The organism is Pseudomonas sp. GNP013, from assembly GCF_054343995.1.
The window spans coordinates 56,982-78,172 of sequence record NZ_JBTGUT010000001.1; the positions used below are offsets into that span (position 1 = coordinate 56,982).

The window sequence follows — 21,191 nt, forward strand, 5'->3', positions numbered from 1 at the left end:
CCTACATCGGGGGCAAGCCCCCTCCCACATTTTGAAATGCATTCCCCTGTGGGAGGGGGCTTGCTCCCGATGAGGCCATCAGCCTCACAACAGAATTCAAAACAGGTGCTTTATGACAGCAGCCAATGTTTACCAACAACGCCCCACCCCCGGCGCCAAAGCCGAATCCTCGCTGCACCATGCCGACCTCGCCAGCCTGGTCGGCAAGGGCCGCAACAATGCCGGCGTGACCGTGCGTGAAAAGAAACTCCTCGGCCACCTGACCATCCGTGGCGATGGCCATGACGCCGCCTTCGCCGCTGGCGTGCACAAGGCTCTGGGCATTGAGTTGCCGGGCGCCCTGCAGGTCATCGTCAAAGGCGAAACCAGCCTGCAATGGCTCGGCCCGGATGAGTGGCTGTTGATCGTGCCAGGCGGTGAAGAGTTTGCTGCCGAGCAGAACCTGCGCGCGGCCCTGGGCGAGCTGCATATCCAGATCGTCAACGTCAGCGGCGGCCAGCAGATCCTCGAACTCAGCGGCCCGAACGTGCGCGACGTACTGATGAAATCCACCAGCTACGACGTGCACCCCAACAATTTCCCGGTGGGCAAGGCGGTGGGCACGGTGTTTGCCAAGTCGCAATTGGTGATCCGCCACACGGCAGAAGACACCTGGGAACTGCTGATTCGTCGCAGCTTCTCGGATTACTGGTGGTTGTGGCTGCAGGATGCCTCGGCCGAGTTTGGCCTGAGTGTTCAAGCCTGAGGAATAAACCATGAGCCGCGCACCCGATACATGGATTTTGACTGCCGACTGCCCCAGCGTGCTCGGCACGGTGGACGCGGTCACCCGCTACCTGTTCGAGCAGGGCTGCTACGTCACCGAGCACCATTCGTTCGATGATCGCCTCTCGGGACGATTTTTTATTCGGGTGGAATTTCGCCAGCCAGACGGCTTTGACGAGCAGGGTTTTCGCGATGGCTTGGCCACGCGCGGTGAAGCCTTTGGCATGATCTTCGAGCTGACGGCGCCGAACTACCGGCCAAAAGTGGTGATCATGGTCTCCAAGGCCGATCACTGCCTCAACGACCTGCTGTACCGCCAACGCATCGGCCAGTTGTCGATGGACGTGGTTGCGGTGGTGTCCAATCACCCTGATTTGCAACCGTTGGCCGACTGGCACCAGATTCCCTACTACCATTTCCCCCTCGACCCCAACGACAAACCGTCCCAGGAGCGTCAGGTGTGGCAGGTGATTGAAGAGACGGGCGCGGAACTGGTGATCCTTGCGCGCTACATGCAAGTGCTGTCACCGGAGCTGTGCCGCAAGCTGGATGGCAAGGCGATCAACATCCACCACTCGTTGCTGCCGGGCTTCAAGGGCGCCAAGCCTTATCACCAGGCGTACAACAAGGGGGTGAAGCTGGTCGGTGCCACGGCGCATTACATCAATAACGATCTGGATGAAGGCCCGATCATTGCCCAGGGGGTGGAAGTGGTGGACCACAGCCACTATCCCGAGGACTTGATTGCCAAGGGGCGGGATATCGAAGGGCTCACATTGGCGCGGGCGGTGGGGTATCACATCGAGCGGCGGGTGTTCTTGAATGCCAATCGGACGGTGGTGCTCTGACTGGCGCCATCGGGAGCAAGCCCCCTCCCACCTTTGGAATGCATTCCCCTGTGGGAGGGTGCTTGCCCCCGATGAGGCCCGCAGGAAAAACACAAGGAAACAGCATCTGTACCCGAGCACTTAACGCGCTGCCCACCCAAAGGGGCAACGCAGTTCCATAAAAACAACAGCGAGGTGAAAGCATGTCTGGTAATCGTGGTGTCGTGTATCTCGGCAACGGCAAGGTCGAAGTACAGAAAATCGACTATCCCAAAATGCAGGACCCCCGTGGCAGGAAGATTGAACACGGCGTCATCCTGCGCGTGGTCTCCACCAACATCTGCGGCTCCGACCAACACATGGTGCGCGGCCGCACCACTGCCCAGACCGGCCTGGTGCTCGGTCACGAAATCACCGGTGAAGTGATCGAGAAGGGCAGCGACGTCGAGAACCTGAAAATCGGTGACCTGGTCTCCGTACCCTTCAACGTGGCGTGCGGCCGCTGCCGCTCGTGCAAGGAGCAACACACCGGCGTGTGCCTGACCGTCAACCCGGCTCGTGCCGGTGGCGCCTACGGCTATGTCGACATGGGCGACTGGACCGGCGGCCAGGCTGAATACGTGCTGGTGCCGTACGCGGACTTCAACCTGCTGAAGCTGCCGGACCGCGACAAGGCCATGGAGAAAATCCGCGACCTGACCTGCCTCTCCGACATCCTGCCGACGGGCTACCACGGCGCTGTCACTGCCGGCGTCGGCCCGGGCAGCACCGTGTACATCGCAGGTGCCGGGCCGGTCGGTCTGGCCGCTGCGGCTTCCGCACGCCTGCTGGGCGCAGCGGTGGTGATCATCGGCGACGTCAACCCGATCCGCCTGGCGCACGCCAAGGCCCAGGGTTTCGAAATTGCCGACTTGTCCACCGACACCCCGCTGCACGAACAGATCGCCGCACTGCTGGGCGAGCCCGAAGTGGACAGCGCCGTTGACTGCGTGGGCTTCGAAGCACGCGGCCACGGTCACGACGGCGTCAAGGCCGAAGCACCGGCCACCGTGCTCAACTCGCTGATGGGCGTGGTGCGCGTGGCGGGCAAGATCGGTATTCCGGGCCTGTACGTCACCGAAGACCCAGGCGCGGTGGACGCCGCCGCGAAAATGGGCAGCCTGAGCATCCGCTTTGGCCTGGGCTGGGCCAAGTCCCACAGCTTCCACACCGGGCAGACGCCGGTGATGAAGTACAACCGCCAACTGATGCAGGCGATCATGTGGGACCGTATCAACATTGCCGACATTGTTGGCGTGCAGGTCATCAGCCTGGACGACGCGCCGCGTGGCTATGGCGAGTTCGATGCGGGTGTGCCGAAGAAGTTTGTGATTGATCCGCACAAGCTGTTCAGTGCGGCGTAGGCAATAGAGAAGGGCGACCCTTGGGTCGCCCTTGTTTTATATAACGCCGTTCTCCACAGGCAGCCCGCCGGCATGAGAGTGACGGTGGCCATGGCAACTACGCGTTGAGAGCTTCCTTCAAAATGAGCTTGAGGGGCGATGAGGACGGGGGGGCGGCGCAAGGTTCATTGGTAGGTGAACGCACACTTGTTGACGTCCGAGTCTTCGCAATACGTGCCTTTCCAGTGGGCAATCGGGATGAGGTTCCAGCCAGGGACGGGTTTGAGCGTGAGCGAAAAACTCGCATCGTTGCTCGTTGGCCCTTCGTAGGTACAGGTCACGGCTTTGTTGAGTGCATCGTACCGGGCGTCGTGAAATGCAGAGTCAGTCAGGTAGGACGCTGAAGCCTGCGGGTTTTCGCCTGTCCATGTGTGCCCATCCGGTTGTGATGTTTCGTAGCGGTAGCCTCCGCTTTGCATCGCCGTTTGTTGAATGTCCTTGATCAATGGGCAGGCGGCGGTTGCCGCTTGGGCCGTATTCAGCAGTGCCATCGTGGCGAACACACCTGCAAACATTGCGCATCTCATAGCTCACCGCGTGTGGGTCATGGAAAGCTTAATGCTGCAGGTGATTTCCAGCCGAAGGCTACTGTTAGAAGTGACAGTTTTTTAGCGGGTGTTGTAATTAAGCCTCGGTTTTTAATACCCAGACTTGCAAAGGCTTGCCTCAGCGAACGGCCAATGCGCCCTGATAGACGGTTGGGCCTGTCGGTTGCTTGCTCAGCGAACCGCCCTTGGTTTCCGAACTCACCATCAATTCCACCGGTTTGCTGATGGTTTCCTGCTGGCGCGGGTTCAGGCCGATGATGCCTTTGCCGTCTTCCGGCAACAGCCCCAGGGACACGGGCGTGCCGCCTTCGGGAATGGCCCACAGTTCCAGGCTTTGGTCGGGCGCCGGGGCCGTGGCGGCAATCGGCTGCACTTCCAGGTAATCCTTGTGCGCCATGATCTGCGCGGCCGGCTGCTGGGCGGTGGTGACCAGGGTGGCGGCGGATTTGACGCTGTCTTTGGTGTAGAGCGCGCCGCCGACACCGGCAACCACGACGACACAGGCGCCGATAAACAGGCGCGGGCGACTCCAGAATGGAGGCTTGTGCTCAATCACTGGGGGTTGGATCGCAGTCATAAGTCTCTTCCTGACAAATTTTGTAGTCAGTTCATGGACCTTGCCAATGACGATGGGTTCCGGGGCCCATCGTCGGCGATCTTCGTCAGAGTGATGCCAATTGGCCTTTATATAGCACTGGGCCGGTCGGCTGGCCGCTCGGTGAACCGCCTTCGGGTTCGAGGGTGACGGCGAGGGTGGCCGGGGCTTTGAGCAGCGTTTGCTGTGCCTCGCTCAACTGAATTCGGCCCTTGCCTGCCGTCGGTACCAACCCCAGGGAGATCGGTTTGCCACCGGCGGGAATAACCCATAATTCCAGCGCCTGCGCAGGCGTCAATGCAGCTATTGCGAGTGGTTCAACCTGCAGGTGATCGGCAAACGTGTCGATTTGCAACGCTGGCTGCTGGTCGGCGGCGACCAGTGTGGTGCGGTAAGCAAGGCCTGTGTCGCGTGGGTAGAGCACGCCGATCAACACTGCCGCAATCAGGGCGCACGCGGCAGCCAGCAGGCGCCCCTTCCGCCACCACGGTTTTTTCGCCGGTACGTGCAGCCCCTGCGGCTCGATCCGTGCCTGAATGCCTGCCCACACGTGATCGGGCACTGCGCGTTCGGGCAGGCTGCCGGTGAGGCTGGCGAGGGCCTCCTGCCAATGCCCAAGCTCTGCGCGCAGCGCGGCATCATTGAGCAGCAGGGTGTCAAACCGGCGACGCGCGGTGGCCGGCATCAGGCCGATCGCGTAGTCGGCGGCCAGGGCACGGCGCAGGACGGTGGTGTGGTAATTCATGATTCAAGGCACCTGCGCAGGCGCTCCATGCCGCGACGAATCCAGGATTTGACCGAGCCCAGGGGGGCCGCCAGGTGTTCGGCCAGCTCCGAGCACGACAGGCCTCGAAAGTAAGCCAGGGTGATCGATTGGCGCTGCATGCCGTCGAGGGTGTCCAGGCAGCGGTTGAGGGCGCGGGCGTTGCGTTCGCTGTCGAGCTGGTCGTGAGCGCTGTGACCTTCGTCGAGCAGGGCGTCCTGCTGGCCTTCGGTGAGGGGTTGCTCACGGCGTTTGCGCAATTGGTCGATGGCCAGGTTGCGGGTGATGTTCACCATCCAGGTCATGGGCGACGCCAGGTGTGGCTCGTAGCGCGACGCGTTGTACCAGATGCGTACGAAAGCCTCCTGCAACACGTCCTCGGCGAGGTCCGCACGGCCCATGAAGCGGTAGGCCACCCCATGCAGGCGCGGCGAAGCGCTGCGGTACAGGGTTTCGAACGCCTGGCGGTTGCCCAGGGCGCATTGGGCCAGCAGCGGGCGTAGTGGGTCAGCATCGGTCAGCGTAATGGGGCTTCTCCAGGCTCTCGAGCGAGGGCGACGGGACTGCGCACGGTGGGCAGAGGGTAATCCAATTTGCGCAGTCATTCCATCCAGCTCCGGGCGGCCTGTAAGCGTTATACGCAGGCCGGGGTGTTTCGGATGCGGTTGGGAACAAGCCCTGTTATCGCCAGTCCAACGCCTGCTTTCGCCCCCACCTGCAGAGGTTGTTTCGATGAAGATTTCACGCGGTTTCGCCCTTTCCTGCCTGATGACCCTGGCAGCGGCCCCGGTGTTCGCCGCAGGGTTCAGCCTTGGTGATGCGGCCAATGCGATTTCCGGCATGCAGGGCGGCAACAACAAGGCCGCTGCCGCCGCGCCGTCGTCCGAGACGGCCGGTCTGCTGAGCGCACTCACCTCGCAACTCAATGTCACCCCCGAACAGGCCGTCGGCGGCACCGGCGCCATGCTGGGCCTGGCCAAGAACCAGCTGAGCGGCAACGATTATTCGCAATTGGCCAAGAGCGTGCCGGGGCTGGACAAGCTGTCCGGCGACAATGCACTGGGCAGCCTCGGGGCCTTGAGCGGGATGCTCGGCCAGAGCGGCGGCAGCAAGACCAGCGGCCTGGACGGCCTGTTGGGCAACGTGAAGAACACCAACGACCTGAACACCGCGTTCAGCGCCCTGGGCATGGACAGCGGCATGATCGGCCAGTTTGCGCCGGTGATCCTGCAATACCTGGGCAGCCAGGGCGCCAACGGCTCGGTACTGGGCAAGCTGGCCCAGGCCTGGGGCACCGGCAGCTAAGCCTGCTGCGCGCGCAGCTGTTCGATGCGCGCGTCTTTCTCCTGCCAGAGCTGGTTGACCCAGTTCTGGACGGTCTGGCGAAACACCGGATCGTTCTCGTAATCCCCCTGCCACAACGCCGGATCCAGCTCACGGGTGCGGATATCCACGATCACGGTTGGCACGCCGCCGCTGATCAAGTCCCAGAACCCCGGAATTTTCGCCTGCGGGTAAACCACGGTTACGTCGAGGATCGCGTCCAGCTGTTCACCCATCGCCGCCAGCACGAACGCCACGCCGCCCGCCTTGGGCTTGAGCAGGCGGGTAAAGGGTGATTCCTGCTGCACCCGCTTGGCTTCGTTGAACCGCGTGCCCTCCAGGTAATTGACCACCGTCACCGGCTGGCGCTTGAACAGTTCGCAGGCCTGTTTGGTGATCTTCAGGTCCTGCCCTGCCAGCTCCGGGTGTTTGGCCAGGAACGCCTTGGTGTAGCGCTTCATGAACGGGTAGTCGAGCGCCCACCAGGCGAGGCCCAGGAAGGGCACCCAGATGAGTTCTTTTTTCAGGAAAAACTTGAAGAACGGCGTGCGCCGGTTGAGCGCCTGGATCAGTGCCGGAATATCCACCCACGACTGGTGATTGCTGATCACCAGGTAGGAGGTGTCACGTCGCAGGTCGGCGCCGCCGCGAATGTCCCACTGGGTCGGGATACACAGCGAGAAGATGAGCTTGTCGATCTCGGCCCAAGTCTCGGCGATCCACATTACCGCCGCCGAGGCATGGTCGCGCCAGCGCCCCGGCGCAGCCAGCTTGAGCAGCGCGAACACCAGCAACGGGCCGATCAGGATCAGCGTATTGAGCAACAGCAGCAACGTGACGCAACAGCCGGTGAGCAGGCGGCGCATAAGCAACTCTTGGAATTCCTGTGGGCCGCTCATCATAAGCAAGCGCGGTCCAGAGGCCAAATCGCAAATCACCCTACGAATGTTTCACAACGGGCACGCTATGCTCGGTCATCCAACTAAGTGCCGGGTTTGCGGTCTAGAATCCGCCCACCTTCTTTCGAGGAAATCACGCCGTGAAATTGCTCCTTGCCGCGTTCACCCTGGTTGCCCTGCCCGTCATGGCCGCCGAACCGACCCTCTACGGGCGCTACGAATACATCCAGTTGCCGGAGATCGGCGAGACCTTCAAGGCCAAGATGGACACCGGCGCGCTGACCGCCTCGCTGTCGGCCCGCGACATTCAGACGTTCACCCGTGACGGCGACGACTGGGTACGCTTTCGCCTCGGCGGCCAGGACGCGTCGAACAAGGTGTACGAGCACAAGGTCGCGCGTATCAGCAAGATCAAGAGCCGCGCTGACGAGGATGACGACAAGGACGAGACCAGCGTGACCAAGCGGCCGGTGATCGACCTGGAAATGTGCCTGGGCGACGTCAAACGCACCGTCGAGGTCAACCTCACCGACCGCAGCAGCTTCAACTATCCGCTGCTGATCGGCGCCAAGGCCCTGCGCGAATTCGGCGCGGCGGTGAACCCGGCGCGGCGCTACACTGCCGACAAACCGGACTGCTGACGGACCGCCATGGCGCACATCCTGATTGTCGAAGACGAAGCCGCAATTGCCGATACGCTGATCTTCGCCCTGCAAGGCGAAGGGTTCACCACCACCTGGCTGACCCTCGGCCAGGCGGCGCTTGCGCATCAGCGCCAGACCCCGGCCGACCTGGTGATTCTCGACATTGGCCTGCCGGATATCAGCGGCTTTGAAACCTGCAGGCAATTGCGCCGTTTCAGCGAAGTGCCCGTGATGTTTCTCAGTGCCCGGGATGGCGAGATCGACCGGGTGGTGGGGCTGGAGATCGGCGCCGACGACTACGTGGTCAAGCCGTTCAGCCCGCGTGAAGTGGCGGCGCGGGTGCGCGCGATTCTCAAGCGGGTGGGACCGGTTGCGGCGCCTGCGGTGTTCCAGATTGATCTGGAGCGCATGCAGATCACCTATCGCGGCCAGCCCCTGAGCCTGACCCGCCATGAGTTCCGCCTGCTGCAAAGCCTGCTGGAACAACCCGAGCGAATATTCAGTCGCGAGCAACTGCTGGACGCGGTGGGCGTGCCCGCCGACGCCGGCTACGAACGCAATATCGACACTCACATCAAAAGCCTGCGCAGCAAATTGCGCAGCGTGGCGGCGCAGGCTGAGCCGATCCAGACCCATCGCGGCCTCGGCTACAGCTACAGCCCCGGCAACAGCTGATGCGCCTGGGGCTGCGGATTTTCCTGGTGTATGCGCTGTTTATCGGCCTTACCGGTTATTTCGTGCTCAGCACCGTCATGAACGAAATCCGTCCCGGTGTGCGCCAGTCCACCGAGGAAACCCTGGTGGACACCGCGAACCTGCTGGCCGAAGTGCTGCGCAATGACGTGAAGAACGGCACCCTCGGCCAAAGTCATTGGCCGGAGCTGCTTAAGGCCTACGGCAGCCGCCAGCCGGGCGCGACCATTTGGGGGCTGCCGAAAAACCAGGTCAACCATCGCATCTATGTGACCGACGCCCAGGGCCGTGTGCTGCTCGACTCCACGGGCGAAGCGCTGGGCCAGGATTATTCCCGCTGGAACGACGTGTACCTGACCCTGCGCGGTGAATACGGCGCGCGCTCCACCCGCAGCGACCCCGACGACCCGGCCTCGTCGGTGATGCACGTGGGCGCACCGATCCGCGACAACGGACGGATCATCGGCGTGGTCACCGTGGCCAAGCCCAACAGCTCCTTGCAACCCTATGTCGACCGCACCGAGCGCCGTTTGCTGTGGTACGGCGCCGGGCTGGTGGTGCTCGGCCTGCTGCTCGGCGCGTTGCTGTCGTGGTGGTTGAGCGCTGCCTTGCGGCGCCTCACCGCCTATGCCGAGGCAGTCAGCGAAGGGCGCCGTGCCGAGTTGCCGCATTACCGGGGCGGCGAGCTCAAGCAGTTGTCCACCGCCGTCGAACACATGCGCACGCAACTGGAAGGCAAGGCATACGTTGAGCATTACGTGCACACCCTGACGCACGAGTTGAAAAGCCCGCTGGCGGCGATTCGCGGTGCGGCGGAGTTGTTGCAAGGCGACATGAGCCGCGAACAGCAGCAGCGCTTTGTCGGCAATATCGACAGCGAAAGCGCGCGCCTGCAGCACCTGATCGAACGCCTGCTGAACCTGGCGCAGGTCGAACAGCGCCAGGGCCTGGAAGAGCAGGCGAGCATTGCGCTGGGGGCATTGGTCGATGAGGTACTCAAGGCGCAGTGCGCGCGTATCGAAGGCGCCGGGCTGCGGGTCGAGCAGGCCATTGCGGCGGATGTGCAGGTGTTCGGCGAGCCCTTTCTGTTGCGCCAGGCGCTGGGCAATCTGCTGGATAACGCCCTGGACTTCACCCCGGCGGGCGGAACGCTGAGGTTCAGCGCGCAGGTGCGGCAGCACGATGTAGACGTCAGCCTGTTCAACCAGGCGGAGCCGATTCCCGACTATGCCCTGCCGCGCCTGAGCGAGCGCTTTTACTCGCTGCCGCGCCCGGCCAGCGGACGCAAAAGTACCGGTCTGGGCCTCAACTTTGTCGAAGAGGTGATGAAGCTGCACGGCGGCGCCATGGCGATCGGCAATGTGCCGGGCGGCGTGCAAGTGGTGCTGCATCTCCACACAGTCTCCACGATGCCCACATAAATCGCCCACATGCGCGGCTCACGCTCTGCCCATCCAAAACAGGGAGAGCCCCATGAACCGAAGCCTGCTTTACAAACTTGGCGCCATTGCGCTGCTGATGTTGCTGTTGCTGATTCCGTTGATGATGATCGATGGCCTCATCAGTGATCGTCAGCAAAGGCGCGATGAGGTATTGGCGGATATCGCCCGCAGCTCCAGTTACCCACAGCGCCTCACCGGGCCGGTGATGGTGGTGCCGTATCGCAGGACCGTGCGCGAGTGGAAGCTCAATGAAAAACTCAATCAACGCTACGAAGAAACCCGTGAAGAACGCGGTCGTCTGTATTTCCTGCCGGAGCGGTTTGAACTCGATGGCCAGGTGCACACCGAGCTGCGTACGCGTGGCATCTACCAGGCGCGGCTGTTCCATGCCGACAACCGCATCAGCGGGCGTTTCGAGTTGCCTGAGCAGTTGGGCATTACCGAGCATTTTGCCGATTACCGCTTTGAACCGGCGTTTCTGGCGGTGGGTGTCAGCGATATTCGCGGCATCGAAAATGCGCTGAAACTGGAACTGGGCAGCCAGCGCCTCGCGTTCGCACCGGGCTCTCTGGTGGACTGGCTGGGGGAGGGTGTGCACGTGGCGCTGCCGGCGCTGGACAGCCACAAGCCCGCCGCGCTGGAGTTCGCGTTCGACCTGCGCCTGCAAGGCACCGAACAGCTGCACGTGTTGCCAGTGGGCAAGACCAGCCAGGTGTCACTCGCTTCCAACTGGCCGCACCCCAGCTTTATCGGCAACTTCCTGCCGACGCAACGGGACGTGACGAACAAGGGCTTTACTGCTCGCTGGCAAACCTCGTTTTTCGCCACCAACCTGGAGCAAGCCCTGCAAAGCTGCCTGGACCGCCAGGCCTGTGAGGACTTCAACAACCGCAGCTTCGGCGTGAACTTCATCGATCCGGTGGACCAATACCTCAAGAGCGACCGCGCGATCAAATACGCGTTGCTGTTCATCGCCCTGACTTTTGGCGGCTTCTTCCTGTTCGAAGTGCTGAAGAACCTGGCGCTGCACCCGATCCAGTACGGCCTGGTGGGCGCGGCCCTGGCGTTCTTTTATCTGCTGCTGTTGTCGTTGGCCGAGCACCTGGGGTTCGCCTTGGCCTACCTGATCTCGGCGAGTGCCGGTGTGCTGTTGATCGGCTTTTACCTGTGCCATGTGCTGCGCAGCCTTGCCCATGGCCTGCGGTTTTCGGCGGGGTTGGCGGCGCTGTATGGCTTGTTGTACGGGCTGCTCAGCGCCGAGGATTATGCGCTGCTGATGGGATCGCTGTTGCTGTTCGCCCTGCTCGGCACGGTGATGGTGCTGACGCGCAAACTGGACTGGTACGGCGTGGGCCGGCGCAAGGGGGTTGAGCAATGATGGGCTTGCGCGAGGATCAACAGTTAAGGGACCAGTTGCTGAGCAGGATCAACACGCTGTTGTGGCGAGCGGGCTTGCCCCGCGCTGGGCTGCGCAGCAGCCCCAAAACCAGCCGCAGAGGAGTGCCTGAAGCACCGCAATCTGCTTGAGGGGGGCTGCTTCGCAGCCCAACGCGGGGCAAGCCCGCTCGCCACAGAATGTCAGGCAGGCGGCTGGGTCTGCAGCATCGAAGGCCGCTGGCTGACCTCGGCATACCACTGCGCAAGCCTGGGGTTATCCGCCCGCCATTGCAGGTCCGGATGGCGGAAGTCAAGGTAGCCCAAGGCACAGGCCACGCTGATGGCGGCGATGTCGAAATGGCTGGCCAGCTCGGCCATCGCATCCTGTTCCAGCTCGGCGAGGGTGCGGCGTATCTTAATGCGTTGTTCGTCCAGCCACGCAGCCCAGTGTTTTTCCACCGGGCGCAGGGCGAGCTCGTAGCGCGTCAGCACGGCGGCATCCAGAATGCCGTCGGCCATCGAGGCCAATGTGAGGCGGCGCCAGCGGGCTGAGCCGTCGCGAGGGATCAGTGGGTTGCCGACGTGCTGGTGGTCGAGGTAATCGAGGATCACCCGGCTGTCGTGCAGCCTGCTGCCATCGGCCAGGCGCAGGGCCGGGATCTTGCCGACAGGGTTGCCTTGCACCACCTGGGCGTCCGGACTGACCGGCGTCGGCACGCAGTCGTGCAGGGCCACGCGGTCCTGCTGGCCGGTCTCGATCAGCAGCACGCGGACTTTGCGCACGAAGGGTGAAGCGGGGTTGTGGAACAAGGTCATGCTGGGCGTGGACATGGGTATTCCTCGAAGTGGGCTGGGGCCTAGCCTATGAGGTTGGGCGATGGCTGGCGAGGAGATTGTGGTGTTTTTTCGGGCCTCATCGGGAGCAAGCCCCCTCCCACATTTTGAATTGTGAATACTTTCAAATGTGGGAGGGGGCTTGCTCCCGATAGCGCATTCAGCCGCGCCGCGCCAACAACCCCCAGGCGCCAATCACCGCAGGAACCCCCAGCCCCACCCAGCTCAAAACGTCCCAGAGCCCGTCGCCCAGCAGCGCCGCAAACAGCCCGGCGGCACTGAGCAGGCCGATCCCCAGCGGTATGCCAAACACCTTCCAGAAACTCGACTGGCGCGGCTTCATGCCTTGCCCGCCTTGCGCCGCACGAGCCACAGGTACACCCCGCTGCCCAGCACAATGATGGTCAGCACATCCAGTACCGCCCACAGAATTTTCATCGGCATGCCGCCGTAGTCACCAAAATGCAACGGCTGCGACATGCCCATGGCGTCCATGTACCACGGCCGTTCGGCGATGGCGGTGACGGTCAGGGTGCGGGCGTCGATCAGTACCGGCGTGAGCAGGTGCGAGGTCAGGTGCGTGCTGCCTTTCATGAACACGGCGTAGTGGTGCTCGCTGGAAAAGCGTGTGCCGGGGAAGGCGATGAAGTCCGGCTGCATGCCCGGCGCGGCCTTGGCGGCAATGCTCAGCAACTCGCTGACCGGTGCGCGCTGCGTCAGCGGCGGGGCGTTCTTGTAGGGTTCGATCATGGCGCTGAGACTGTCGGTGCGCCAGGCGGCGATGATCAGGTCGGCACAGGCACTGATCACGCCGGTCACGCCCACCACCAGCGCCCAGGTCAGGGTAACCGCGCCGAGCAGGTTGTGCAGGTCGAGCCAGCGCAGGCGCGTGGATTTATCCTGGCGCACCGTGCCGAATTTCAAGCGGCGCATGAACGGCAGGTACAGCACCGTGCCGGAGACAATCGCCAACACAAACAGCAAGCCCATGAACGCCAGCAACAGCTTGCCCGGCAGGCCGGCGAACATGTCCACATGCAGGCGCAGCACGAACAGCGTAAAACCGCCATTGGCCGAGGGCATCTCCACCGATTCACCGGTGCGTGCGTCGAGCATGAAGGTGTGCGACGAATTGGGCTCGGTGCCGGCGGTCGCCGCCATGATCGCGATTACCCCGTTTTTGTCGTCCTCGTCCCAGGCCAAATACTGCATGGCCTCGCCCGGGCGATGGGCCTGGGCTTTGGCGACCAGTCGTTCCAGATCGAGCTGCGGTGTGTCGGCCGGCATCTGCGCAAGCGTCGGCTCGTTGCCCAGCAGGTGGTCGATCTCATGATGAAACACCAGCGGCAGCCCGGTGAGGGCGAGCAGCAACAGGAATACGGTGCAGATCAGGCTGGTCCAGGTGTGGATGAAGGACCAGCGGCGGATGGTTTTGCTTTTCATCACGGCTCCAAAGGCAAAAGGGCCGCGGATCAGGCGGCCCTTTATCAGCGGTTTTTCACCGTCTTAGAATTTGTAGTTCACGCTGGCGACCACGTTGCGCTGGTCGCCGTAGTAGCAGTAGAAACCATCGCAGGTGGACAGGTAATCCTTGTTGAAGATGTTTTTGGCATCCACGGCTACGGTGACACCTTTCAGGGTGTTGTTCAGACGACCGAGGTCGTAATGCGCGGAGGCGTCATACACGGTGTAGGAACCAACATGGCCCAGCTCGGTGTTGGCGGCGTTGCCGTAGGTATCACCCACATAGCGCACGCCTGCACCGATACCGAAGCCATCCAGCATCCCGCTGCGCCAGGTGTAATCAGCCCAGCCTGTCGCCTGATTACGTGGCAGCTGGTTCATGCGATTGCCCTTTTCAGACGCAGCGCCTTCGGTGATTTCGCTGTCGTTGTAGGTGTAGGAGCCCACCAGTTTCAGGCTTTCGGTAACGTCGGCGCTGGCTTCCAGCTCAAGGCCGCGAACCCGTACTTCACCCACTTGGCGGGTGATGCTGCCTTCGGTGACCGAGGTGTTTTGTTGGGTCAGGTCGAACACCGCTGCAGTGAACAAGGCCTTGGTGCCGGGTGGCTGATATTTGATACCAGCCTCGTACTGCTTGCCTTCGGTGGGCTTGAACGCACCGGTGCTGCCCACCTGTGTGCCGATCCCGGCCTGGAACGATTCGGCGTAGGACAGGTAGGGCGTGATGCCGTTTTCGAAGACGTAGCTCAGCGCCGCGTTGCCGCTGAAATGTTTGTCACGCTGCGTGTTGGTGGCGTCGTTCTGGTTATGGAACGTGGTGCCGGTGTGCACCCAGTCTTCACGCCCGCCAAGGGTCAGGCGCCAGTTGTCGAGGGCCATCTGGTCCTGGACGTAAAGGCCGGTCTGCTGAGTCTTTTGGGTGTAGTCGTACATAGTGAAGTACTGGACTTTGGAGAAGTCCTGTCCATACACCGGGCGATTGAAGTTGATGGTCGGCACCCCGCCCGAGCCCCACAGCCAGCGCGCATCGCTGTCGGAGCGCTGGTGGTCGAGGCCCAGCAGCAGCGTGTGATTGACCGCGCCAGTGCTGAAGTCCGCCTGAAAGTTGTTGTCGACGGCGAACTGACCGACGGTTTCATCGACCTTGCCAGCCGAGCGACTCACGTTGCCAGCGGCGTCAACCGCGACTTCAGGGCCATTAGGGAAGAATGCGCCACCGGCCGTGATGCCCTGGAACGACAAGTCATTTTTGGTATAGCGCAGGTTTTGGTGAAATTGCCAGGTGTCGTTCAGGCGGGTTTCGAAGGCATAGCCGAGCGCGTAGTAAGTGCGATCGTAGAATTCCCAGTCCGGATCACCGAGATTCTTGTGGTGAGAGATCTTGCCGGCGGGCGAACCCAGTTTGGTGCCTTGCAGTGGCAGGAACTGCCCGGTGATCCCGGTATCGTCGCGGGTGAACTGGGTGAGCAGTGTCAGCCGGGTATCGTCGTTGATGTTCCAGGTCAGGCTGGGGGCCACGTTGTAGCGTTTGTCCGGAATGTGGTCCACGGCGGTATTGCTGTCACGCACGACGCCGCTGATGCGATAGAGGAACTGGCCCTCGTCATCGATCTTGCCGGTGCTGTCGAAGTTGATCTGCTTGTGGTTATTGCTGCCGGCCTGCACTTCAAGTTCGTTCGAACTCTGGGGCTGAGGGCGGCGGCTGACCATGTCCAGCAGGCCGCCGGGAGGTGTCTGTCCGTACACCGACGAGGCGGGGCCGCGAAGCACCGCCACCCGCTCCAGGTTCCAGGTGTCGATCTTCGGCGTGGCGTAATTGCCTCTGGGCAGGGGCAGGCCATCCAGGAATTGCGTCGGGACAAAGCCGCGCACCAGCAGCCAGTCACTGCGAGAATCGGAGCCATAGCCGCTGCTCTGCACACCAGCCGTGTAGCGCAGAGCGTCGTTGAGGTTCAGAACGGAGCGGTCATCCATTTGCTGGCGAGTGATGACCGAGACCGAGCGCGGCAGTTCAGCAATGGGTGTATCGGTCTTGGTGCCCGCCGCTGTGCGCGTGGCGACGTAACCCTCCACCGGCCCCCACGCACTTTCATAATTGCCCTGCCCGATAACGCTGGTCTGCGGCAACGCCACTACCCCGTCCGGAATCGGCACCAACGTAAATGTCCCTGCCGTGCCTTGCTCCAGTTGCAGCCCCGTCCCGCGCAAGGCTTCACGCAGTGCGCTCTGCGCATCGAACTGGCCCTTGACCGGTGCCGAGGTCTTGCCGGCGGCGAGCGTCGGGTTGAGGGTCAGCGCAAGGCCGGCCTGACTGGCGATCTGGTTGAGGGTGCTGGCCAGGGGCGCGGACGGCAGGTTGTAGGCGCGCACGCTTGCGGCGTGTTCGGCGGCGAGCAGCAAGGGGCTGGCGAGCGGGGCGCCGAGGGCAATGGCCACGGCTAACAGGCTGGGGCGCAACAAGGTGTCGAGCGTGCGGGACATGAAGGGGCGGCTCCTGATGGAAATAGTTCTCGATTGCCTAGGAGCCGGATGAGAATGGGAAAGTGATAGGGCGGGCGGTAAATATTTTTTGGGTTGTTGTTGAGGGCCTCATCGGGGGTAAGCCCCTCCCGCATTTCAAGGCCTGGCGCGCACCGTCACCCACCACGGTGTGTGCTGCTCGATTTGCACCGGCAGCGTCGGCAGCAATGCATTGAGCGCCAGGTTGGTATCGCGCAGCGGGAAGCTGCCGGTGATGCGCAGGTCGGCCACGTTTTTATCCACGCCCAGGTGGCCGCTGCGGTAGCGGCCGAGCTCCTTGATCACGTCAGCGAGACGCGCGTTGTCGACCACCAGCATGCCGCGCGTCCAGGCGTCGCTGCCGGGGGTGACGGCCAGCAAGGGGCCCAGACCATCGCTGCGCATCAGCACTTGCTGGCCGGCCTTGACCACCTGTGCCTGATGCTGCGCCTCAGGCTGCGCGGCCACGGCCGACTGCAACACGCTCAGGCGCGTGGCGTGGTCTTCGCGCTTGACGATGAACCGCGTGCCCAGCGCCCGCAGGCTGCCGTCGGGGGTTTGCACGTAAAACGGGCGCGCGTCGTCATGGCCGGTTTCGATCAGAATTTCCCCGGCCTGCAACACGATCAGGCGGCGCTTTTCGTCGAAGCGCACGTCGATGGCGCTGTGGGTGTTGAGGTTGATCGAGGTGCCATCGGCCAGTGTCAGCGTGCGCTGCTCGCCGGTGGCGGTGCGTTGGTCGGCGAGCCAGTAATGCAGCGGCACGTAGCGCTCGCCGGCAAACAACGCCAGCCCGCACACCAGCGCGATACTCGCCAGGCCCCGCCCCAGTTTGCGTACGCGTTGGCGAATGCCTTCGCGCGACTGCAGCAAGGCCGCCCGCGCCGGGCCCGAGGCTGCGCTGAAACGCTGATCGAGCATGCCCAGCTGGCGCCAGGCGCGGGCGTGCTCGGCATCGCTGGCCAGCCATCTGCGCAATTCTTCCTGTTCCACCGCGCTGGCGTCGCCCGCGTCGAGGGACAGTTGCCAGGCAATCGCGGCATCCAGCACCCGCGCCGAGACCGGTTTGGCACCTATCACAGCGGCTGGCCGTACAAGGCGATGTAGCACTGGCGAATCCCCTGGGCCAGGTACTGGCGCACGCGGGGCACCGAGACGCCCAGGCGCTGGGCGATTTCGGCGTGGCCCATGCCGTCCAGGCGACTGTGCAGAAACGCGGCGCGAGCCTTGCTCGACAGTTTGCCGAGCAGGCGGTCGATGGCCTTGAGGTCTTCGAGGATCAATTGCTGTTCTTCGGGCGAGGGGTGTTCGCTTTGCGGGATCAGCATCAATTCGGTGAGGTAGGCCTGTTCCAGCGCCGCGCGGCGGAAGTAGTCGAACAGCAGGCCTTTGGCGATGGCCACCAAAAAGGCACGTGGCTCGCGGGGTTCGCGCAGCTCGGCACGTCCCAGCAGGCGCACGAAGGTGTCCTGACTCAAGTCTTCGGCGCGGCTGGCGCAGGCCACGTTGCGCCGCAGCCAGGCCAGCAGCCAGCCACGATGGTCGCGATACAACGCACCAACAAGCTCACTGTGGGGAGGCTGGACTGACGACAAGGCATCACCGGATAAACGAATTGTTTAGACTAACGAGAATTATTCGCGATTGTGGCAGAGGCATTGGATGGGCGCAATTGGCGTTTGTCGGGAGGTGGCATTAAAACGATGGCGCGTGTTTGCGCCGTCTCCATTGGCCCAAGCGCTCCTGCAAGGCCTTCGGTGAGTCGATGTGCTGCCGGCGCGCGCGGCTGAACAGAATCAGCATCAGTTCCGCCGTGGCCAGGGCATCGGCGCTGGCGTGATGGCGTTCGCCCACCCGCAGGCCAAAGTGGTGGATCCAATCGTCCAGCCCGGCTTCACGCAGTGGCGCGTCGGGGCACAGCAGCGGGGCGATCTCGGCCACGTCGAGGAACGGGTGGGCCAGGCGATAGCCCAGGCTGTCCTTGAGCGCGCGGCCCAGCATGTGTTGATCGAACGGCGCATGGAAGGCCAGCAGCGGGCTGTCGCCGATAAACGCCATGAAGTCCAGCAGCGCCTCCGCCGGGTCGCTGCCGGCGGCGATGGCGCTGGGGCCCAGGCCGTGGATCAGCACGCTGGGGCTGAGCCGGTTGTCGGCGCGGTGCAGCGTGCGTTCGAACAGTTGCGAGAAGTCCACCGCACCGTCCTCAATGACCACGGCGCCGATGGACAGCACCTGGTCGCGGTTAAGGTTCAGACCGCTGGTTTCCAGGTCCACCACCACCCAGCGCTGGCTGCGCAAAGAACCGTCGCCCAGTGCGCAGGGTGAGGGCAGTTGCACCAGGCGTTGCTGCTGCGCCGCGTCGAGCCGCGGTTTTGTCTTGCGCAGCCAGCTGAACAGGCTCACAGCTGATACCGAAATGTCAGGCTGCTCTGCAGGCGTTGGGCCTGGCGCAGGGATTCGCGCAGGATAAGGCGGTCCAGGTGGTTGAGGCTGTCGGGGTCGACGCGGTTGGAGTACGGCTGGTTTTCCCGGCTTTGCAGTTGGTGCTGCTGCATGCGGGTCTGCTGGATAAAGTGATAGGCCTCTTCATACGCAGCGCCGTCCAGCGGCTCGATCACGGCCTTGATCACCAACTGACGCAGGCGCTCCAGGGTGTTATTGGCGTGAATGCCATTGGCCAGGGCCAGCAGTCGCGCGCCGTCAACGAATGGCGTAAGGCCCTGCACCTTGAGATCGAGGGTGGCCTTTTCGGCGCCGTTGCGCGTCAGCACGAAGTCGCGAAAGCGCCCAACCGGCGGGCGCTGGCGCAGGGCGTTCTCGGCCAGCATGCGCTGGAAGAGGCGGTTGTCGGCGACCTGGTCAAGGACGCCCTGGCGCAGTTGCTCACAGCCCTGCTCATCGCCCCACACCACGCGCAGGTCGAAATAGATGCTCGAGCCCAGCAGGTTTTCCGGGGTGGCCTCGCGGATGAACGCCGCAAACCGGCGTGCCCATTCAGAGCGAGACAGGCACAGCTCGGGGTTGCCGGCCATGATGTTGCCCTTGCACAGGCTGAAGCCGCACAGCGCCAGGCTCTGATTGATCTGCTGCGCCAACGGCAGCAGGCGCCCGCGTCGCTCGGCGGCTTCGGCGGCGTCTCTGGCCTCGAACAGGATGCCGTTGTCCTGATCGGTGTAGAGCGTCTGTTCGCGGCGTCCTTCGCTGCCGAAGCACAGCCAACTGAACGGCACGCCCGGGTCGCCCTTTTCGGCGAGGGTCAGTTCGATCACCCGGCACACGGTGTGGTCGTTGAGCAGCGTGATGATGTGGGTGATCTGGGTAGACGAGGCACCGTGGGCGAGCATGCGCTCCACCAGTTGACCGATCTCGCCGCGCATCGCCACCAGGTTGTCGACCCTGGGCGCGTTGCGGATGGTGCGGGCCAGGTGCACCAGGTCGACCCGTTGCAGGGAAAACAGGTCGCGCTCGGACACCACGCCGCACAGGCGCTGGTCCTTGACCAGGCACACGTGGGCGATGTGCCGTTCGGTCATGGCGATAGCGGCGTCGAAAGCGCTGTGGTCCGGGGTGAGAAAAAACGGCGCCTGGGTCATGTGCCCCGCGATGGCCTGGCTGAAGTCGCCGGTGCCGTCGGCCACCACCTGGCGCAGGTCGCGCAGGGTGAAAATGCCCAGGGGCGCCTGTTGGTCGTCGACGATCACGATGCTGCCCACTTGCTGTTCATGCATCAGCGTCACGGCTTCGCGCAGCGGTGTCTGCGGGCTGCACATCACCGGATGGCGCATGGCCAGGTCGCCCAGGCGGGTGTTCAGGGAGTATTGGGTGCCGAGGGTTTCCACGGCCTTTTGCTGCACCTGCTGGTTGACCTGGTCCAGCAGGCTGCTGACGCCGCGCAAGGCGAAATCGCGGAACGGGCTGGACAGCGCAAACAGCTTGATAAAGGCCGGCTTGTTCAGTTGCAGGCAGAAGGTGTCTTCGGCGGCTTTGTGTTCGGTGCGGGTTGCTCGTTCACCGAGCAATGCGGCCAGCGGAAAGCATTCGCCGGTGGTGATTTCGAAGGTGGTTTCGGTCGAGTCCGGGCGTTCACCCACCACGCGGCCTTGCTTGACGATATAGAAGTGCTCCACCGGCCCGCCCGACGGTTTGAGGATGCTGTCGCCGGTGCCGTAAAAGCGCAGCTGGCATTGCTCCACCAGAAACGCCAGGTGCGCGTTCTCCATCTGGTTGAACGGCGAAAAGCGCTGCAGGAATTGCAGGGTGCCGTGGATGTTCTGCAAGACGGCGGTTTTTCCCGCCTGGGCGAAAGCATCAGCTTTACTCATAACAGTGACCGCAATGTTTTTGTCGTTATCGTGCTGCATGGTCGGCTGGCGCACGGCGGGTGCCCATTGGACGTAAGTCTAGGTAGCGAAGTGACTGCACGGACTAGGGAAAAACCCTATGGGACTACCGTGCAAACCCCGTGGAACGCCCACTAGGCAAAGTTTCCGACGAAGTGCACATTGAACGCCCTTGCGCAGATGTCTGACGAGTGTGCTGCGAGATTGAATAGAACTGCTGAGAACTGTATGTCCGACCACGATATTTTGAGTGATGCCGAGCGCGAGGCGCTGAGCGCCGTGATGCTGGAACCTGATTTACCGCCACAGCGTGTATTGATTGTTGATGACGACAAGGATGCGCGTGAACTGTTGGCGGAGATTCTGGGGCTGGACGGTATTCGCTGCATGACGGCCGACAGTGGTGAGGCAGCGTGGGAGTTATTGAAAACCAGCAGCTCGATCGGCTTGTTGATTACCGACCTGCGCATGGCTCCCGGGAGTGGTCTTGAGCTGATCCGCCAGGTGCGTGAATCCACCCGCGCGGCGTTGCCGATCATCATTATGTCGGGGGACGCCGAGGCGCCGGATGTGATTGATGCGATGCATTTGAGCGTGGTGGATTTTTTGCTCAAGCCGATTGATAGCGTGAAGTTGGCGCAGATGGTGAAGCGGGAGTTGGGGATGATTTCCTGATGGTGAGGTGACGGTGCTGGCCTCATCGGGAACAAGCCCCCTCCCACATGTCGAGCTGTGA

General features: G+C 62.9%; 22 protein-coding genes. 9 read left to right on the forward strand and 13 right to left on the reverse strand.

The genetic code is table 11. The features are described from left to right. Positions 1-112 precede the first annotated feature (112 nt). The 3 genes from ACXX81_RS00240 (at position 113) to fdhA (ending at position 2,995) form a co-directional block, all read left to right on the forward strand. Positions 113-745: a sarcosine oxidase subunit gamma gene (locus tag ACXX81_RS00240; RefSeq protein ID WP_458571040.1), complete on the forward strand. Its 633-nt coding sequence runs from the start codon at positions 113-115 to the stop codon at positions 743-745. A 10-nt stretch (positions 746-755) separates the two neighbouring features. After that, positions 756-1,613, forward strand: a complete 858-nt coding sequence (purU, locus tag ACXX81_RS00245; RefSeq protein WP_003234431.1) for a formyltetrahydrofolate deformylase — start codon at positions 756-758, stop codon at positions 1,611-1,613. A 182-nt stretch (positions 1,614-1,795) separates the two neighbouring features. Beyond that, positions 1,796-2,995, forward strand: coding sequence for a formaldehyde dehydrogenase, glutathione-independent (gene fdhA, locus ACXX81_RS00250; protein WP_090401752.1), 1,200 nt, complete (start codon positions 1,796-1,798; stop codon positions 2,993-2,995). 164 nt (positions 2,996-3,159) lie between these two features. Here the strand turns inward: fdhA and ACXX81_RS00255 are convergent, their stop codons facing one another. The 4 genes from ACXX81_RS00255 to ACXX81_RS00270 all read right to left on the reverse strand — a co-directional run bounded on the left by ACXX81_RS00255 (position 3,160) and on the right by ACXX81_RS00270 (position 5,545). Further along, positions 3,160-3,549, reverse strand: a complete 390-nt coding sequence (locus tag ACXX81_RS00255) for a hypothetical protein (protein ID WP_458571041.1) — start codon at positions 3,547-3,549, stop codon at positions 3,160-3,162. Positions 3,550-3,700: 151 nt separating this feature from the next. After that, positions 3,701-4,159, reverse strand: a complete 459-nt coding sequence (locus ACXX81_RS00260; protein WP_458571042.1) for an anti-sigma factor domain-containing protein — start codon at positions 4,157-4,159, stop codon at positions 3,701-3,703. A gap of 85 nt (positions 4,160-4,244) precedes the next feature. Beyond that, complete coding sequence (locus ACXX81_RS00265; protein ID WP_458571043.1) at positions 4,245-4,922, reverse strand: anti-sigma factor; 678 nt, start codon at positions 4,920-4,922, stop codon at positions 4,245-4,247. Next, entirely contained in the window at positions 4,919-5,545 is a 627-nt protein-coding gene (locus ACXX81_RS00270; RefSeq protein ID WP_231423804.1) for an RNA polymerase sigma factor, read from the reverse strand. Before ACXX81_RS00270 ends, ACXX81_RS00265 begins: the two co-directional genes overlap by 4 nt. 127 nt (positions 5,546-5,672) lie before the next feature. Between ACXX81_RS00270 and ACXX81_RS00275 the strand changes: the two genes are divergently transcribed. Next, a complete protein-coding gene (locus tag ACXX81_RS00275) occupies positions 5,673-6,245 on the forward strand; it encodes a DUF2780 domain-containing protein (RefSeq protein WP_322212080.1) in 573 nt (190 codons plus the stop codon). Here the strand turns inward: ACXX81_RS00275 and yihG are convergent. Continuing rightward, on the reverse strand, positions 6,242-7,129 hold the full coding sequence (gene yihG, locus ACXX81_RS00280; RefSeq protein WP_209985658.1) for a 1-acylglycerol-3-phosphate O-acyltransferase, YihG family: 888 nt from the start codon (positions 7,127-7,129) through the stop codon (positions 6,242-6,244). The two genes, ACXX81_RS00275 and yihG, sit on opposite strands and share 4 nt — an antisense overlap. Positions 7,130-7,302: 173 nt before the next feature. Here yihG and rloA2 point away from each other — a divergent pair, with 173 nt between their 5' ends. Genes rloA2 through creD form a run of 4 tightly spaced genes read left to right on the forward strand, consistent with a single transcriptional unit; the run spans position 7,303 to position 11,319 of the window. Further along, a complete protein-coding gene (gene rloA2 / locus ACXX81_RS00285) occupies positions 7,303-7,803 on the forward strand; it encodes a retropepsin-like aspartic peptidase RloA2 (RefSeq protein WP_209985655.1) in 501 nt (166 codons plus the stop codon). A gap of 9 nt (positions 7,804-7,812) precedes the next feature. Beyond that, complete coding sequence (gene creB / locus ACXX81_RS00290; protein WP_209985652.1) at positions 7,813-8,481, forward strand: two-component system response regulator CreB; 669 nt, start codon at positions 7,813-7,815, stop codon at positions 8,479-8,481. Continuing rightward, the gene (creC, locus tag ACXX81_RS00295; RefSeq protein ID WP_209985649.1) at positions 8,481-9,920 is read left to right on the forward strand and encodes a two-component system sensor histidine kinase CreC; all 1,440 of its coding nucleotides are present in this window, start codon (positions 8,481-8,483) and stop codon (positions 9,918-9,920) included. Before creB ends, creC begins: the two co-directional genes overlap by 1 nt. A gap of 52 nt (positions 9,921-9,972) precedes the next feature. Next, on the forward strand, positions 9,973-11,319 hold the full coding sequence (creD, locus tag ACXX81_RS00300; RefSeq protein ID WP_322212078.1) for a cell envelope integrity protein CreD: 1,347 nt from the start codon (positions 9,973-9,975) through the stop codon (positions 11,317-11,319). 200 nt (positions 11,320-11,519) lie between these two features. On the opposite strand, the gene ACXX81_RS00305 is transcribed toward creD, so the two are convergent. From ACXX81_RS00305 to ACXX81_RS00340, 8 genes are all read right to left on the reverse strand, one after another. Then, positions 11,520-12,149 carry a glutathione S-transferase gene (locus ACXX81_RS00305; protein WP_209985643.1) on the reverse strand — a complete coding sequence of 210 codons (630 nt, stop codon included), beginning with the start codon at positions 12,147-12,149 and terminating at the stop codon, positions 11,520-11,522. 163 nt (positions 12,150-12,312) lie between these two features. Continuing rightward, complete coding sequence (locus tag ACXX81_RS00310) at positions 12,313-12,495, reverse strand: hypothetical protein (protein ID WP_209985641.1); 183 nt, start codon at positions 12,493-12,495, stop codon at positions 12,313-12,315. Continuing rightward, entirely contained in the window at positions 12,492-13,595 is a 1,104-nt protein-coding gene (locus ACXX81_RS00315) for a PepSY-associated TM helix domain-containing protein (RefSeq protein ID WP_209985638.1), read from the reverse strand. Before ACXX81_RS00315 ends, ACXX81_RS00310 begins: the two co-directional genes overlap by 4 nt. A gap of 63 nt (positions 13,596-13,658) precedes the next feature. Further along, positions 13,659-16,097, reverse strand: coding sequence for a TonB-dependent siderophore receptor (locus ACXX81_RS00320; RefSeq protein ID WP_458571044.1), 2,439 nt, complete (start codon positions 16,095-16,097; stop codon positions 13,659-13,661). 135 nt (positions 16,098-16,232) lie between these two features. Continuing rightward, positions 16,233-17,195 carry a FecR domain-containing protein gene (locus ACXX81_RS00325; RefSeq protein ID WP_231423807.1) on the reverse strand — a complete coding sequence of 321 codons (963 nt, stop codon included), beginning with the start codon at positions 17,193-17,195 and terminating at the stop codon, positions 16,233-16,235. Then, positions 17,192-17,710, reverse strand: a complete 519-nt coding sequence (locus tag ACXX81_RS00330) for an RNA polymerase sigma factor (RefSeq protein WP_209985632.1) — start codon at positions 17,708-17,710, stop codon at positions 17,192-17,194. The genes ACXX81_RS00325 and ACXX81_RS00330 overlap by 4 nt, the downstream gene beginning before the upstream one ends. 100 nt (positions 17,711-17,810) lie before the next feature. Further along, positions 17,811-18,518 (reverse strand): 3'-5' exonuclease, encoded by a 708-nt coding sequence (locus tag ACXX81_RS00335; RefSeq protein ID WP_209985630.1) that lies wholly within the window; start codon positions 18,516-18,518, stop codon positions 17,811-17,813. Then, complete coding sequence (locus ACXX81_RS00340; protein ID WP_209985628.1) at positions 18,515-20,437, reverse strand: putative nucleotidyltransferase substrate binding domain-containing protein; 1,923 nt, start codon at positions 20,435-20,437, stop codon at positions 18,515-18,517. The genes ACXX81_RS00335 and ACXX81_RS00340 overlap by 4 nt, the downstream gene beginning before the upstream one ends. A gap of 246 nt (positions 20,438-20,683) precedes the next feature. On the opposite strand from ACXX81_RS00340, the gene ACXX81_RS00345 reads away from it, so the two are divergent. Beyond that, the gene (locus ACXX81_RS00345; RefSeq protein WP_209985627.1) at positions 20,684-21,130 is read left to right on the forward strand and encodes a response regulator; all 447 of its coding nucleotides are present in this window, start codon (positions 20,684-20,686) and stop codon (positions 21,128-21,130) included. Positions 21,131-21,191: the final 61 nt, after the last annotated feature.